The sequence below is a fragment of the Thiothrix nivea DSM 5205 genome (genome assembly GCF_000260135.1).
Lineage (GTDB): Bacteria > Pseudomonadota > Gammaproteobacteria > Thiotrichales > Thiotrichaceae > Thiothrix > Thiothrix nivea.
The window spans coordinates 1,178,765-1,193,614 of sequence record NZ_JH651384.1 but is presented as its reverse complement, the minus strand read 5'-3'; the positions used below and the strand labels follow the sequence as shown (position 1 = coordinate 1,193,614).

General features: G+C 56.2%; 18 protein-coding genes. 8 read left to right on the top strand and 10 right to left on the bottom strand.

Translation table 11 applies throughout. The features are described 5' to 3' along the window. Window positions 1–91: 91 nt before the first annotated feature. The 5 genes from cls to THINI_RS06155 all read left to right on the top strand — a co-directional run bounded on the left by cls (window position 92) and on the right by THINI_RS06155 (window position 3,532). Entirely contained in the window at window positions 92–1,525 is a 1,434-nt protein-coding gene (gene cls / locus THINI_RS06175) for a cardiolipin synthase (protein WP_002707793.1), read from the top strand. Window positions 1,526–1,572: 47 nt separating this feature from the next. Next, window positions 1,573–2,442 (top strand): DUF72 domain-containing protein, encoded by an 870-nt coding sequence (locus THINI_RS06170; RefSeq protein WP_245536579.1) that lies wholly within the window; start codon window positions 1,573–1,575, stop codon window positions 2,440–2,442. Window positions 2,443–2,533: 91 nt separating this feature from the next. Then, on the top strand, window positions 2,534–2,770 hold the full coding sequence (gene rpmB / locus THINI_RS06165) for a 50S ribosomal protein L28 (RefSeq protein ID WP_002707791.1): 237 nt from the start codon (window positions 2,534–2,536) through the stop codon (window positions 2,768–2,770). A gap of 19 nt (window positions 2,771–2,789) precedes the next feature. Next, on the top strand, window positions 2,790–2,960 hold the full coding sequence (gene rpmG, locus THINI_RS06160) for a 50S ribosomal protein L33 (RefSeq protein WP_002707790.1): 171 nt from the start codon (window positions 2,790–2,792) through the stop codon (window positions 2,958–2,960). 71 nt (window positions 2,961–3,031) lie between these two features. Beyond that, on the top strand, window positions 3,032–3,532 hold the full coding sequence (locus THINI_RS06155) for an SRPBCC family protein (protein ID WP_040839158.1): 501 nt from the start codon (window positions 3,032–3,034) through the stop codon (window positions 3,530–3,532). Here the strand turns inward: THINI_RS06155 and folK are convergent. The 4 genes from folK to THINI_RS06135 all read right to left on the bottom strand — a co-directional run bounded on the left by folK (window position 3,522) and on the right by THINI_RS06135 (window position 5,292). After that, window positions 3,522–4,013, bottom strand: coding sequence for a 2-amino-4-hydroxy-6-hydroxymethyldihydropteridine diphosphokinase (gene folK / locus THINI_RS06150; protein ID WP_002707788.1), 492 nt, complete (start codon window positions 4,011–4,013; stop codon window positions 3,522–3,524). The two genes, THINI_RS06155 and folK, sit on opposite strands and share 11 nt — an antisense overlap. Continuing rightward, complete coding sequence (folB, locus tag THINI_RS06145; protein ID WP_002707787.1) at window positions 4,013–4,369, bottom strand: dihydroneopterin aldolase; 357 nt, start codon at window positions 4,367–4,369, stop codon at window positions 4,013–4,015. Before folB ends, folK begins: the two co-directional genes overlap by 1 nt. A 106-nt stretch (window positions 4,370–4,475) precedes the next feature. Further along, window positions 4,476–4,952 carry a glycine zipper 2TM domain-containing protein gene (locus THINI_RS06140; RefSeq protein WP_002707786.1) on the bottom strand — a complete coding sequence of 159 codons (477 nt, stop codon included), beginning with the start codon at window positions 4,950–4,952 and terminating at the stop codon, window positions 4,476–4,478. Between the two features lie 67 nt (window positions 4,953–5,019). Continuing rightward, entirely contained in the window at window positions 5,020–5,292 is a 273-nt protein-coding gene (locus THINI_RS06135) for a glycine zipper 2TM domain-containing protein (protein WP_002707785.1), read from the bottom strand. A gap of 297 nt (window positions 5,293–5,589) precedes the next feature. Between THINI_RS06135 and THINI_RS06130 the strand changes: the two genes are divergently transcribed. Continuing rightward, the gene (locus THINI_RS06130; RefSeq protein WP_002707784.1) at window positions 5,590–6,885 is read left to right on the top strand and encodes a glycosyl hydrolase family 18 protein; all 1,296 of its coding nucleotides are present in this window, start codon (window positions 5,590–5,592) and stop codon (window positions 6,883–6,885) included. Here the strand turns inward: THINI_RS06130 and THINI_RS06125 are convergent. Then, complete coding sequence (locus tag THINI_RS06125; RefSeq protein ID WP_002707783.1) at window positions 6,882–8,060, bottom strand: M20 aminoacylase family protein; 1,179 nt, start codon at window positions 8,058–8,060, stop codon at window positions 6,882–6,884. The genes THINI_RS06130 and THINI_RS06125 overlap by 4 nt on opposite strands. Before the next feature lie 90 nt (window positions 8,061–8,150). Between THINI_RS06125 and THINI_RS06120 the strand changes: the two genes are divergently transcribed. Further along, on the top strand, window positions 8,151–8,813 hold the full coding sequence (locus THINI_RS06120; protein WP_040839152.1) for a hypothetical protein: 663 nt from the start codon (window positions 8,151–8,153) through the stop codon (window positions 8,811–8,813). 67 nt (window positions 8,814–8,880) lie between these two features. After that, the gene (gene mltB, locus THINI_RS06115; protein ID WP_002707781.1) at window positions 8,881–10,023 is read left to right on the top strand and encodes a lytic murein transglycosylase B; all 1,143 of its coding nucleotides are present in this window, start codon (window positions 8,881–8,883) and stop codon (window positions 10,021–10,023) included. Between the two features lie 75 nt (window positions 10,024–10,098). Here mltB and mgtE read toward each other — a convergent pair whose 3' ends face one another. From mgtE to THINI_RS06090, 5 genes are all read right to left on the bottom strand, one after another. Further along, window positions 10,099–11,466 (bottom strand): magnesium transporter, encoded by a 1,368-nt coding sequence (mgtE, locus tag THINI_RS06110; RefSeq protein WP_002707780.1) that lies wholly within the window; start codon window positions 11,464–11,466, stop codon window positions 10,099–10,101. A gap of 81 nt (window positions 11,467–11,547) precedes the next feature. Next, window positions 11,548–12,411: an RNase adapter RapZ gene (gene rapZ / locus THINI_RS06105; RefSeq protein ID WP_002707779.1), complete on the bottom strand. Its 864-nt coding sequence runs from the start codon at window positions 12,409–12,411 to the stop codon at window positions 11,548–11,550. 2 nt (window positions 12,412–12,413) lie between these two features. Continuing rightward, window positions 12,414–12,902, bottom strand: a complete 489-nt coding sequence (locus tag THINI_RS23220) for a PTS sugar transporter subunit IIA (RefSeq protein ID WP_002707778.1) — start codon at window positions 12,900–12,902, stop codon at window positions 12,414–12,416. 4 nt (window positions 12,903–12,906) lie between these two features. Then, the gene (gene hpf, locus THINI_RS06095) at window positions 12,907–13,242 is read right to left on the bottom strand and encodes a ribosome hibernation-promoting factor, HPF/YfiA family (protein WP_002707777.1); all 336 of its coding nucleotides are present in this window, start codon (window positions 13,240–13,242) and stop codon (window positions 12,907–12,909) included. Window positions 13,243–13,336: 94 nt separating this feature from the next. Further along, window positions 13,337–14,803, bottom strand: a complete 1,467-nt coding sequence (locus THINI_RS06090; RefSeq protein ID WP_002707776.1) for an RNA polymerase factor sigma-54 — start codon at window positions 14,801–14,803, stop codon at window positions 13,337–13,339. Between the last annotated feature and the right edge of the window lie 47 nt (window positions 14,804–14,850).

Genomic DNA, 14,850 nt, shown 5'->3' with positions numbered 1-14,850 from the left:
GCTGTCAGATTGCCTCTTGGCAGCGCCATCTTCAAAAAGCGGGAAGATTCCTGTACAACCTTGTTCTTGTGAAAAATGTTAAGGAACAAGGTTGCTTACTTATTTGAGCAGCGGCCTCAATTCGGCGCTATTACTGCTGGACATCCTGATCGTCGCCACCCTGTTGCCCACTGTAGTGCAGCAACGCCGCGAATCCGGCGCGACGCTGGCGTGGGTGCTGGTGATTGTGTTGCTGCCATTCATCGGTTTGCTGGGGTTCTGGGTGTTTGGCACTACCCGGCTGCATTTGCGCCGCCGCAAACGCCGCAAGGTGGAGGAAAAACTGGCTCCCGCGCTGCAACGGGTGCAGGTTGGCCTGAATGGCGAACGCCAAATCGACGGCCTTTCCTCCTCCCTGCTGAAACTGGTGCGGACACTGGATGATGTCGGCCCGTTGGGTGGCAATGCCGTTGAGGTCATGCGCGATGGGGCAAGCGTGTTTACGGCGCTGGAACAGGCTTTTGATGCCGCGACCCTGCACATCCATCTGGTCTATTACATCTGGGAACCGGATTTCACGGGGACATGCCTGCGTGATGCTCTGGTCAGGGCGGCGCAGCGTGGTGTGGAGGTGCGGCTGCTGGTCGATGACGTGGGTTCGCGGCAGGCAAACAAACGCTTTTTTGCCCCCTTGCTGGCAGCGGGTGGGCGAGTGGAACGCTTTCTCAAGGTCAACCTGTTCAGCCGTCGCCTGAACCTGAACAACCGCAATCACCGCAAGGTGGTGGTGATTGACGGCAAGCTGGTCTTCACTGGCGGCATGAACGTGGGGGATGTGTACGCGGGCAGGGGAGAGCCATGGCAGGATTTGCACGCACGTATTCGTGGGCCGGTGGCTTCCGCTTTGCAGGAAGTGTTCTGTCAGGATTGGTATCACGCGACTGGTGAGGATTTGGTCAGCGAAACCTATTTCCCTGCCATTGCTGAAACCGGTGACATTTGCGCGCAGTTTCTTGCCAGTGGACCTGCTGATGAACGTTGGCAGGCCATCCACACCCTGTTGTTCGCTGCCATGAATCTGGCCTGTCAGCGTATCTGGATCGAGACGCCGTATTTCGTGCCTGACCGCCCGATTGTGATGGCCTTGCAGACGGCGGCGCTGCGCGGGGTGGATGTGCGCCTGCTGTTGCCGGGGCGTTCCGACCACCCGTTGGTGTTGTATGCGGGGCGTTCCTTTATCGACGACCTGCTGGCGGCAGGGGCGCGGGTGTTTGAAATGGATCGGGCGATGCCGCACGCCAAAGCGGTCATGATAGACGGCAATTTCGCCACTTTGGGGTCGGCGAACATGGATCAGCGCAGTTTCCGCCTCAATTTCGAGGGCAATGTGTTCTTTTACGGCACGGAAATCGCGGGCAGGCTGGAGCAGGATTTCCTGGCCATTTGCGCCAATGTGCGCGAAGTGACGGCGCAACAGCGCCAATTTTTGGGCAAACGCCAACGTTTTGCGGAAAGTATTGCCCGTTTAGTCGCGCCATTATTGTAAGTAACTGATATTTTATGTTAACTTGTTGATATTAAAATATTGAGATCATGGCGATGGAAAATCTGCCCTATTACCTTGGTTTACCCTTGTGGGCCAATGCGCAATGGAAGGGTTCGCTGTTCAGCGCGGATGCCAAGCCTGCGGAATTTCTTTCCCAATACGCCAGGGTCTTCAACGTGGTGGAAGGCAACACCACCTTCTATTCTGTACCTTCGGTGGAGATGGTGTTGCGCTGGGTGAATGCGACGCCGGAAAGCTTCCGTTTCAGCTTCAAATTTCCCCGCACCATTACCCATCAGCATCACCTGATCCATGCGGGGAAGGAGACGCAGGAGTTCCTGCAACGTCTGGAGCCGCTGGGGCAGCGGCTGGACGGTCTGATGGTGCAACTGCCTGCTTCCTTTTCACCCAGTGAAATGCCGATGCTGGAAAGCTTTCTGCGCAGTCTGCCAGCGGATTACCGTTACGCGGTGGAGGTGCGGCATCCGGCTTTTTTCACCCAGGTGGAGGCACGCGCGGCTTATAATGCTTTGCTGGAGCGCCTGGGCGTGGATCGGGTGATTTTTGAAAGCCGCCCGGTACACGCCGCGCCGCCGCTGGATGTTGCTACCCGCGAAACCCAGGCGAGAAAGCCGCGCCTGCCGGTGCAGCTGGATGCGACGGCGGAACAGCCGGTGCTGCGTTACATAGGTCATCCCGTGCTGGCGAAAAACCATGCCTGGCTCGACCGCTGGGTGGCACAGGCCGCGCGTTGGTTGGAAGAGGGCAAACGCCCACGGATTTTCCTGCATACGCCCGACAACTACCTTGCCCCGCAGCTGGCGCGTATGTTCCATGCGCAGTTGCAGCAGCGGGTTCACGGTCTGGCGGATTTGCCCGCGCCAGTCGCCGTGATGAAACAGGCCGTACTGTTGTAAAAAAATGCTTGTACTGGTTGCTTGTGCGGGGGGGGTCTGGTATCCTTCCGCGCCTTTAGAGTTCAAGAATCGCAGAATTTGGAGTATCCCGATGTCTCGTGTATGCCAGGTAACAGGTAAGCGTCCGATCACAGGTAACAACGTGTCGCACGCCAACAACAAGACCAAGCGCCGTTTTCTGCCCAACCTGCATTCCAAACGTTTCTGGGTGGAAAGCGAGGATCGTTGGGTCAGTCTGCGCGTTTCTACGAAAGGTATGCGTATCATCGACAAGAAAGGTATCGACACCATTCTTGCCGACCTGCGCGCTCGTGGCGAAAAAGTTTAATTGACGGAGGTAACAGCAAATGGCTAAGAAAGGTGGTCGCGACAAGATCAAGCTGGTTTCTTCCGCAGGAACTGGTTTTTACTACACTACAACCAAGAACAAGCGTACTACGCCAGACAAGCTGGAGTTCAGCAAGTACGATCCGGTTGTGCGCAAACATGTCATGTTTAAGGAAGCCAAGATCAAGTAATTGGTCTGGTTTCCTGCGATTCTTTCCAAAGCCCGGCTCGTTGCCGGGTTTTTGCGTTTGTGGAAAATGCTATGGAAAATGGTTTAATGTGGGCTATTGTGGGCGTCAGCCTGTTGTTTTTGTTAATGCCGCTGCTGTTGGGGTTATTGATTTCGCCCTATCAACAGGTCACGCGGGTTGAGTTGATCAAGGCTTCCGCTGATGAGGTCTGGGCAGCGCTGGCTGACCTGCCGCGTCAGGCGCAGTGGCGTTCTGACCTGAAAAGTATGCAGATGATTGACGACGACGCTGGCCTGCGCTGGGTCGAGCAGTCAGAGGGTGGCAAGGCCGTTACCCTACGCAAACTCAAGGAAACGCCGCTGAAAGAGCTGTTGCTGGAAATGCGCCAGCGTGGCAGCAAAGGTACCCGTCAGGCGCGCCTGAACGCTGTGCCGGGCGGTACGCGCGTCACGTTCACGGAAATGTTGGAAACCCGTACCCCTTGGGGGCGCATCAAGGCGCGTATCAGTGGCGACCCTGACCGCAGCCTGGATCATTTCATCCACCAATTGCAAGCCCACTTCACTGCCTGAGGCAATCCAGGTCAATCGGGCTTAGTGTATGGCGGGGTAGGGCGGACTGGCTGGCCAGTTCTGATACGGTTTGCTGCCGCCCGGGGTAGGTCAGTGCTGGGGCGATTTCCATCAGTGGGTAAAGCACGAAAGCATAGCCCAGAATATCCTTGTGGGGCAGGTTCTGCTCCGGTAACAGTAGGTCGCCGTACAACAGCAGGTCTGCATCCAGCGTCCTTGAACTGAATTTTTCCCCATTCCTGACCCGTCCTTGGGCGTCTTCCAGGGTGCGTAAATACTGTTTCAATTCTGTGTACGACTGGCCGGTGGTGAAACCTGCCGTCAGGTTGAGGAATGGCGCACCCGCGAACCCTTCCGCAGGCGTTTGGTAGGCGAGGGAGCAGATGAGATCGGGGAAATCCTGCCGTAGCCGCTGGATACAGGCGCAAATATGCATTTCCGGGTCGATATTGCTGCCGAGGCTGATGTAGGCGCGCGGCATTATTCGCGCTTGCCCCGTTCTATCTGCACGCCGACTTCGCTGGAGCCACGTACTGCGCCGGGCTTGCCTACCGTGACCCGGATCCAGGGTACGCCGAGGTCGTCCATCAGGGTGGTGGCAATGGTTTCTGCCAGCCGTTCGACCAGCTCGTAATGGCTGTTTTCCACTAGCTGTATGACCCGTTTGGCGGCGGTTTTGTAGTTGAGGGTGTCCTTGATGTCGTCGCTGGCGGCAGGGATGCGGTTATCCCAGGCCATTTCCAGGTCGACGCGGATTTTTTGGCGGATGCGCTTTTCCCATTCGTAGATGCCGATGCGGGCATCCATCTTCAGGTCGCGCACGTAGACTGTATCCATACCGTGCTCTTGTTGTCAGTGTGTGGGAATGGATTGTAATACAACCAGCCCATACCCTGTTAGAAAGGGTATGGGCTGGAGGATTTGCCTGATAATGACGGGCTAATCAGTTAGCCAGTTGCCATTGGCCATTACTATCCTGGCAGGCTTTGGTCTGGATGTTTTGTTGTCTGCCGTCAATGACGCCACTAATCGTGACCGGGCGGCACAGCGCTGCCTGGTTATTGTAGTTGGCGCGGTAAACCTGGCCTGGGTTGACGTTGTATTGGTAGCCGGTATTGCTGTTGTACCAACTGGCGGGACGCCCGCTGTATACTGCTTGACCCAGATACTGCTGGTCGCGGGTATCCAGTTGAGCACCCCACTGACTGCCCAGATAGCTGCCGAGCATGGTGCCGATGATGGTCATGGCCGTATTGCCTTCACCATTGCCAAATTGGTTGCCGACCACACCGCCGAGGACTGCGCCCAGCATGGCACCGGTTTGGGCGTTATTCATGGGGGCAGTGCCTACGCATCCGGCTAGTGCCAGTGAGGATGCCAGGGTTACGCTTGCCAAAGAACGGGTAATGGATTTGTTCATGGGGACACTCCTTTTCTTGTATCAGAATGGCGGGCAACTTGTTCGCGCTGCCCGCCAGCTCGGGGACTTAGTAGCCCCGGTTGTAGTAAGGTGCTGGTTGTGGCTGTTGGTAGTAGCGGTCTTGCTGCGAACCAACCTGGCCGCCGACGTAGCTGCCTACCATAGTGCCAGCGATGGTGGCAGCAGTTTTGCCTTCACCTTCACCAAACTGGTGGCCGGCGACGCCGCCGAGTACAGCCCCCGCCATTGAACCTGCCTGGGAATTGTTCATCGGCGCGCCACAGGCGCTCAGCATTGCCGCCAGTGCAATGGCGCTCAACGAGTAAGTAATGGTTTTCATGTATAGCTCCTTGATTAAGCATGTGTTTGTGTTGGCATTTGCCTGCCAGGTTTTTCTAATCTCTGGTGTCTTGTTAGACTGGGAACAATTTGAGTGGTTCAGGAGATCTGCCATTATTTTTTCTATTGACAGCTAAGATTCCTGCGCCGCGTTGGTATTCTCCAACAGGACTGGGAACGGATGCCAGTAAAATTTTTTTGGGTAAGGGATTTAAGGGGCTGGTTTCTTACCGGCAAAGGCCGATTCAGCTAACATAGCGGTTTTCAGGACAACAAGAAATAGGGAGGATACGGCCCCATGAGAATGAACATAATGTGTAAGCTTGCCATCTCTGTGTTAATGGTGGGAATGCTGGCCAGCCCGAGCGTGAACGCGGGTGAAAGGGGGGGTAAACCCTGGGTAACCGGCTACCTGCCCGCCTATGAGCAGGATCAGGATGGCAAGATTGCCTTCATGGGTGAGGAAGACTGGCAAGGTCTGACCCATGTTATCCACTTCGCCGGGCGGGTGAAGGAGGATGGCAGCCTGGATGAAACCACTGAGGGTTTCAGCCCAGCCAGACGCGCCGCCGCGATCCGCACTGCGCATGAACATGGCGTGCCTGTGCTGTTCAGCGTTGCTGCCTGGGTAACGGTATATGGCCCGGTGTTGAACAAGCGCGCCAAACGCGAGAAGCTGGTTGGGCAATTGCTCAGCATTCTCAAGGAGGGCTACGACGGCATCGACATTGACCTTGAGCCGATCAAGGCTGACGGGGGCGGTAATAACCCTTCCTACGAAGCTTTCATTGATGAGCTGCACGCTGGCATGAAAGCCGTCAACAAGGACAATAACCCCAACATGCTGGCCACGCGCCCACTTTTGACCATTGCTACCGGCATCGAAAATGCCGAGGACAAGGATAGCGGAACCCTGCGCAAGCTGCTGACGCGGCTTCAGGACAAGCTCGACCAGATCAATGTCATGGGCTACGACCTGTCCACCTCCTTTGAGGGAATCGTCTGGCATGACTCCGCCCTGTATGACGGTGGCAACAAATACCCCGACAATACCAAGCGCTCGGTGGTGTCTGTGGACAGGGCACTACAGCAATTCATCGGCGCGGGCGTTTCCCCGGCCAAGCTGGGTCTGGGTATCAGTCTGGAGATCCGCGTCTGGCAGGGGGGCAAAGTCGAGGATGCCGACAATGGCGTTACCCGACCCCTGGAAGCATGGGATGTAAAACCCAAAAACTGGAATGAGGGCAGCACGCAGCGCGACAGTTTCGCCAACCTGGTTGACCCTCATGGGCGTTACGCTTACAAGCCTGAGTATTACCACTGGGATGATGACGCCAAGGTTTCCTATCTGAGCATTGATAAGCCGGGGACAGCGGATGACAGATTCATTTCCTTCAACGACCCGCGTTCGGTTGCTGCAAAGGTGCGTTACGCCAAACAACAGGGGCTGGGGGGCGTCATGATTTGGAACTTGGCGTTGGAGTGCAAACGCCCGTCAGCGGATTCACGCCCCTGCGTGGCAGGCGATGGCCGGGTAAGGCCCATCATGGGCGAATTGCGCAAAGCGCTGGCCGGGGAGGGCGGCAAGCCTTAAATGCACAGGTGTTGCACCAGCCGCACCCAATAGCTTGCCCCCAACGGTAATATCTGGTCGTTGAAATCGTAATGCGGGTTGTGCAGGGCGCGGCTTTCGCTGGCGTCGCCATTGCCGATCCAGATGTACGCGCCTGGGCGTTGTTGCAGCATGTAGGCGAAATCTTCCGCACCCATACTGGGCGGCGGGTTCCATTGCACGCAGGTTTCCCCCACCAGTCCGGTCGTGACCTGATAGCAGGTTTCGGCATTGGCCTGCCGGTTGATAGTGGCGGGGTAGCCGGGGTTGTAACGGATGCTGGCGGAAGCGCCAAACGCGCTGGCGGTGTGTTCCACCAGTTGTTGCAGGCGCTGCTTGATCAGTTCGCGCTGGCTTTCCTCCAGCGTGCGGATGGTGCCGTGCAGGCTGACTTGTTCCGGAATGACGTTGTAGGCGCTGCCGCCAACCATGCGGGTAATGCTGATGACACCGCTGCTGGTGGGCTTCAGGTTGCGGGCAACGATGCTCTGGGTGGCGGTAATGATGTGGCCTGCGACCAGTACCGGGTCGGTCAGGGTGTCGGGCATTGCCGCGTGGCCACCCTTGCCGCAGATTTCAATGTCGAAACCATCGGTGGAGGCCATCACCGCGCCTGGGTGTACCGCAAAATGCCCCGCCGGAATGCCCGGCCAGTTGTGCATCCCGTACACTTCGGCAATCGGGAAGCGCTCGAACAGGCCATCCTCAATCATGCGTTTGGCACCTGCCTGCATTTCCTCGGCGGGCTGGAAGATGAAATACACCGTACCCGCGAAATCCGGGTTCTGCGCCAGGATGGTGGCCGCGCCCAGCAGCATGGTGGTATGGCCGTCATGCCCGCAGCCGTGCATCTTGCCGTGATGGCAGGAGGCATGGGCGAAGGTGTTCAGCTCCGTCAGGGGCAGGGCATCCATATCGGCACGCAAGCCCACGTGTCTGTCGCCGGGGTGTTTGCCACGCAGGATGCCGACCACGCCGGTGCCGCCGATCTGGGTGTGGGTTTCCAGCCCCAATGCTTGTAAGCGTTCGGCCACCAGCTTGCTGGTGCGGAACTCCTCGTAAGCGGTTTCCGGGTGTTGATGGATGTCGCGCCGCCATGCCTGCATCTGTTGGTGCAGGGCGCTGCTGGCGGCGGTCGGGTCTAGCCTGGCTGTCATGTGTTCATCCTTTCTTTTGGTGGGGAGCCGCGCTTTTCCGGGGCATGTCTGGTATTCTTCCAGATATTCAACCTGTCAGGTAGTAGTCTTATGAAAACACAACAAGGAATGGCGTTGGCGTTAATGCTGGTGCTTCTGGCTGCCAATAACCTGATGGCGCAGGAGCCACAGGCAGCGCAGCAGACATTGACTTTCCCGCCCCAGCAGAACATGGGTAACCAAGTGCAATACCCAGGTGTTGGGCAGCAGGGCGTGCAATTTCCCAACCAGGCTTACGTGCAGCAGCAATTGGCGTACCCGTCTACGGGTTATGCTTATCCGGGGTATTCCAGCTACACCTATGGGCAGCAGCCCTATAGTGCTTATTACGCGCAATACTATAGCCCTTATGCGTACCCGTCCTACAGCCCTTATGCGATGGTTCCGCGCATGACGCCTTACGCTTTACGCCCGCCAGTCCCGCAAAACATGGGGGTTCCGCAGAAGAAGAAAGAAACCCATCCGTGGGGGGATACCCGCTATATCTGGCCTGATTTTTATACAGATTTTACCGGCGATGCCTGGGACAAAATGATCAATGCCCCCTTTGATATGGGGCGTATGCCGGGCGGCTGGCGCTTCCCTTCTTTCAGCTCGCCTGACCCGGTCACAGTGAGTGACGCGATTGCCAATCAGGTGCCGCCATTCGCGGAAGAGGCGGGTAATATGGTACCCCTTGATGACGTTGGCAATATGACGCCTTTTAAATTCTAAAACTATCGTGTTAGACTATTAGCCTAGTTATTTGGAAAAATAATATTAATTTATGTCGGAGGCTTGCATGTATTCGCCGAGGAGTTCTCTTGCTCTCAGCGCTATTGTGGTATTAGGGCTAAGTTTAGGGGCGTGCAGTTCAACGCCCGAAAAACAGGAATCTGCTGATGGTAGCGCCCAACAGGTTGTCCAGCAGCAGATGCCGCAAAAAAAAGCGCAGCCTGATGCGCCCCAGGTTATCCGCTACGGTGGCAAAAGCGTTGGTAATTATTCTGCTGCCAGCTTGGGCGGCGACTTTGCTGGCGATCCCCGTTTGCTGGCTTTCATTGATGGTTTGGTGAGCAGGCAAGGGTTTGACCGTAATTACCTGTACGGTGTTTTCAGTCAGGTGCGTAACCGTGATGATGTGGCTGCGCTCTGGAGCAAGCCGTCGGCAGGCAGCCCGCAAGGCTGGAATGCTTATCGCTCCCGTTTCGTCAATGCTGCCAACATTCAACGTGGGGCGCAATTCTGGCAGCAATATGCTGGTCATTTGCAGCGTGCCGAGCAGAAGTACGGCGTGCCAGCCGAATATATCGTTGGCATCATGGGGGTGGAAACCCGCTGGGGGCGCATTTTCGGCAAGCATCGCGTGATTGATGCCCTGACGACTTCTGCCCTGACCAACCAGCGCCGCAGCCAGTTCTTCTTTGACGAATTGAAGAATTACATGTTGATGACCCGCAGCGAACGCATGGATCCACTCGCGCCCAAAGGTTCATTCGCGGGGGCAATGGGTTATGGCCAGTTCATGCCCAGCAGCTTCCATGATTTCGCGGTGGATTTTGATGGCGATGGGGTGCGTGATTTGTGGAACCCGGTCGATGCTATCGGCAGTATCGCCAACTATTTCGCCAAACATGGCTGGCAGCGTGGTGGGGAAGTGGCGGTTCCGGCTGAAGTTACCTCTGCGGCCTATGCCAGTATGCCGGATGGTTACAAGGTGAAGTACAACCTCGGCACGCTGGCCAGCAAGGGTATTACGCCGCGTTACGGTCGCGGTTCCGGCGGGCAGGTGTATTTGCTGGCGCTGAGCACAGTGCCGGGTGGGTATAAGGAGCCGTGGATTGGTTACAAGAATTTCTACGTCATTACCCGTTACAACCACAGCAACTACTACGCCATGACTGTGCACCTGCTGGCCGAAAGCGTGCGCGCCAAGGTGAAATAATAGTCGGATAGGGATACTTCTTGTCCCTTCCCCCCTCGCGGGGGAAGGTTAGGATGGGGGGCAGGCAATTTCCCTTTACTGGAAGAGCGGCAACAATAAGGTTGCCAACCACAGCACCGCAGCAAACCCCACCACATCCGTCACCGTTGTCAGCACAACGCCGCCCGCCAGCGCCGGGTCAATATTCAGCTTGCGCATAATAATTGGCAAATAAACGCCGGAAACGGCGGCTGCCAGCAGGTTGATCACCATGGCGATGCCGATGACCACACCGATGCCTGCATCCTGCATAAAAAACCAGGCGACGAAAAAGATGGCAGCTCCCCACAGTATGCCGTTGATGAGGCTGACAGCCAGTTCCTTAAAGAACAGTGATCGGGTATTGGATTGCCCCAATTGCCCCAGCGCCAGCCCGCGTATTACCAGTGTCAGGGTTTGGGTTCCCGCTACACCACCCATGCTGGGTATGACGCCCATCAGGAAGGCCAACGCCACTTTGGCTTCCAGCGTGCCTTCAAAGCGTGAAATGACCATGGCAGCCAGCAGGGCAGTAATCAGGTTGGTTCCCAGCCAGATGGCGCGCCGCCGGGAGCTGCTGATGATGGGGGCAAACAGGTCTTCTTCATCATCCAGACCCGCCATGCTCATGACCGAGTGTTCAGCTTCCTCGCGGATGATGTCAACCACGTCGTCGATGGTGACGCGCCCGAGCAGTTTGCCACTGCCATCCACGACCGGGGCGGAAACCAGGTTATGGTCTTCAAACAAACGGGCGACGTTGCGTGCGGGCATATCAGCGGGGATGCCTGGCAGGTCGGTGGACATGACTGCGCCAACTGTCAGGTCTGGTTGGCTGGTCAGCAGGTCGACAAGGGGGAGGATGCCGAGATACTGGTCATAGCGGCTGACTACAATCAGGTTGTCCGTATGGGTGGGCAGCTCATGCTGGTGGCGCAAATAGCGGAATACCACATCCAGGGTTACGTCGGCGCGCACTGTGACGGTTTCGGTATCCATGATCCCGCCAGCGGTGTTTTCGTCGTAAGCGAGTACGGCTTCCACCCGTTCGCGGTCTTGCCTATCCATCCCGTCCAGGGTTTGCTGGATGATCTCGTCCGGCAGGCTTTGCAGGAAGTCGGCCATGTCGTCATAGTCAAGATCCTTGATAGCATTGAGGATTTCACCTGCATCCATTTCCTCGACCAGGCTGTGGCGCATGTCTTCGCTCAACTCTATCAGGACTTCGCCTTCATTTTCCTGCTCAACCAGTTCCCAGATCAGCTCACGTTGCCCGTGTGGCGCGGCTTCCAGCATGTCGGCGATTTCCGCCGGATGCAGGGCATTAAGGGCACGCCGCACTTGAAACAGCGCCCCGCTTTCGATGGCGTCATCAATGGCTTTGAGGCGTTGTTCGCTGTTTTGTTGGTGGAATAGTTTAGACATGGCGCAACCTTGGAATACTGGCGCCGTTATTGTAACAGCCCGGAGACGGGATACCACGCAGATGAGGCCGAGAAGGGTGGATTAGCGGACGTAGCTGAGTTCACGGTGGCGCAGGATAACGCTTTCACCCATGCTGTGGCGGAAGTGCTGGTACAGGCGTTCCGCGAGGTAGACGGAGCGGTGACGCCCGCCTGTGCAGCCAATGGATACTGTCAGGTAAGCCCGTTGGCAATTGGCATCGTGGGAGGGCAGCCAATGGCTGAGGAAGCCTTCGATGTCGGTGTACATACGCTGGACGTCATCGTGTTGTTCCAGCCACTGGATGATGCCAGCATCACGGCCTGTCAGCGTGCGCAAGTCAGGCTCCCAATAAGGGTTGGGCAGACAGCGTACATCGAACAGGAAGTCAGAATCAGAAGGTGTCCCGTGCTTGAAACCGAATGACTGGATCATCAGTGACAGGCGTTGGGGTGTGCTTTGGCAGATGCGGGCGGTCAATAACCGACCCAGTTCGTAAACACCAATGTGTGAAGTATCTAGCCGCAGGTCGGAATCAACCGCCAGCGGTTCCAGCAGGTCGGCTTCCAGCAGGATGGCCTTGTCCAGTTCCTGGGTTTCGCTGGTGAGGGGGTGACGACGGCGGGTTTCATTGTAACGCTTGCGCAGGATTTCCTGCTCGGCATACAGGTAAACCAGTTGGGTGTTGGCTATCCGCTGGCGGATGCGCTTGATGATGGCAGGGGTATCCAGCAGGCTGTCGCGCCCGCCCCGGATGTCAATGCCAACCGCCAGATGGGGTTGCTTGGCTATTTGTGGCGTGCCGAGCAAAGCCTCCAGCAGTTGGGAGGGCAGGTTGTCGATGCAGTAATAGCCATTGTCTTCCAGGGTATGCAAAGCGTATGTTTTGCCTGCGCCCGACATGCCACTGATGATGACCAAATGCATGGTCAGGCTGCCAGCACGCCCTCTGGAGGGCGCTCAGGTGGGTCGAAAAAAGCGCGGAACTGATCCAGCATCCCTTGCCGGTCATTATAACGGCACATTTGTTCTATCAGGGATTTCTGTAATAGCGTGCCGGTTAAGCGGGTGATCAGTTCGGAATAGTTGGGGGCTTCGTTGGCGGGCGCGAGGATGGCCAGGAACAGTTGCACTGGCTTTTTGTCCGGGGCATCCATTTTGATCCCGTCTTCCAGCACTAACAAAGCCCCCAGGGGTTGTGGTATGGGCAGGCAGGCGTGGGGAATGGCCACGCCGTTGCCAATGGCTGTACTACCCAGCTTTTCCCTGTTGATCAGTGCGTGAAAAATGGTTTCCGCTTCAAGCCCCGCATAGCCAGTGACCAAGAGAGCGGCGAGCTGTTCAAACGCACGCTTTTTGCTGGAAACTTCCGTTTCGCAACTGACCCGTTCGGGAGAAAGCAGGGTAGTAATGTCCATGGGGTTATTCCACGGAGTCAGCGGCTGCCACCATTTGCGCAGCCTCCTGGCGGTGGTGGCTCTTCAGTTTTTCCTTATGCTTGACAATCTGCCGATCCAGCTTGTCGGTCAGTGCGTCAATGGCGGCATACATGTCGTCGGCGTAGGCGTCCGCGAACATGTGGTTGCCATTGACGTGGAAAGTCGCTTCCGCCTTGTGGCGCTGTTTTTCGACTTCCAGAATGAAGTGGATCTTCATTACCTGGTCAAAGTGGCGCTTCAGGCGCTCGGCCTTTTCACGCACGTAGTTGTTCATGGAGTCTGTCACTTCGAGATGATGACCAGTGATTTCTAATTGCATAATGCAAGCTCCTTGTTCAGGTCATGGAAGAAACCACGTTACCGTCATGGCGTAGCTGGGGTTGCCAGCCCGCAGCCAGGGCAGAAAACGCGGTTCAGGTTGGAAGCAATGCTTTTCGTTCATGGGATGAAGGAATCGACATGGCTTCACGGTACTTGGCGACGGTTCGGCGCGCCACGTTGATGCCCTGCTGGTTAAGCAGGGTGGTCAATTGGTTGTCACTCAGGGGTGAGTGTTGGTCTTCCTCGCTAATCAATTTCTTGAGCATGGCCCGGATGGCGGTTGATGAACAGCTAGACCCTGTGTCTGTATCAACCTGGCTGGAGAAAAAGTATTTGAATTCAAAGATACCGCGCGGGGTATACATGTATTTGTTGGTGGTGACGCGGGAGATGGTGGATTCGTGCATCTCCAGCTCTTCTGCTATATCCCGGAGTATCAGGGGTTTCATGGCCTGTTCCCCGTATTGCATAAAGGCACTCTGGCGTTCAACAATTGCCTTGGCGACATTCAGCAGGGTGGAGTTGCGGCTTTCCACACTGCGGATCAGCCAGCGTGCCTGTTGCAGGTTGCTTTTGAAATAGCTTGCGTCATTTTCGCTTTTGACCTGCCCCAGCATGTCGGCGTAGAACTGGTTGACTTGCAGGTTCGGCGTGACTTGCGCGTTTAGTGATACCACCCATTTTCCTTTCAACTTGCGGACGAACACGTCAGGAACAATATAATCGGCGGCGGATGAGGAGTAAGCACTACCTGGCCTAGGTTGCAGGCCACGCAATAACAGGATGATCTCCTCCAGTTCGCTTTGTTCTATTTTTAATCTCTTTTTGATTTCTTTATAGTCGCGGCGTTCCAACAAGTCCAGATTTTTTTCCACCAGTTGCTGCGCCTTGAAACGGGTGCGGCTTTCTGGCAGGTGATGCAACTGAAGCAGCAGGCATTCACGCAGGTCACGCGCGCCTACGCCAATCGGGTCAAGTTGCTGGATGTACTTGAGGACAACTTCCACATCTTCCAGGTCAATCAGCAATTCTTGGTTGAGGGTGGCAAAAATCTCTTCCAGCGGGTCGCATAGGTAACCGGCCTCGTCCAGCGAGCGGATCAGGGCTTCGGCAATCTGTTTGTCGATGCTGGTGAGGTTGCTCATGTGGATTTGCCACAGCAGGTGCTCCTGCAAGCCATCATCGGCGCTATCGCCCTGGTTTTCCAGGAAACCGTTGGCGTCGCCGCCACTGTCGCTGTTGCTGCTGCGGGTGTCGTAAACGTCTTCCCATTCGGCATCGATGCTTAATTCGCTGGGGATGGCGTCGTCCAGGGAGGAGTTTTCGCTGGCCGTTTCGGAAACGTCTGTTTCGGTGTCTGCTTTCTGGTCGTTGTTAGTGTCGACTGAATGGTCTTCAGCATCATCGGTGAGCTGGAGCAGGGGATTTTCTTCCAGCGCTTGCTGGATTTCATTTTGCAGTTCGAGTGAAGACAACTGCAACAAGCGGATGGCTTGCTGAAGCTGCGGGGTCATGGATAAGGTCTGACCGAGTTTGAGATCAAATCCCTGTTTAAGCATTGTTCTTGTTATTCCTTTTACCTATAGCCGATGAATCCTGTCTTTCA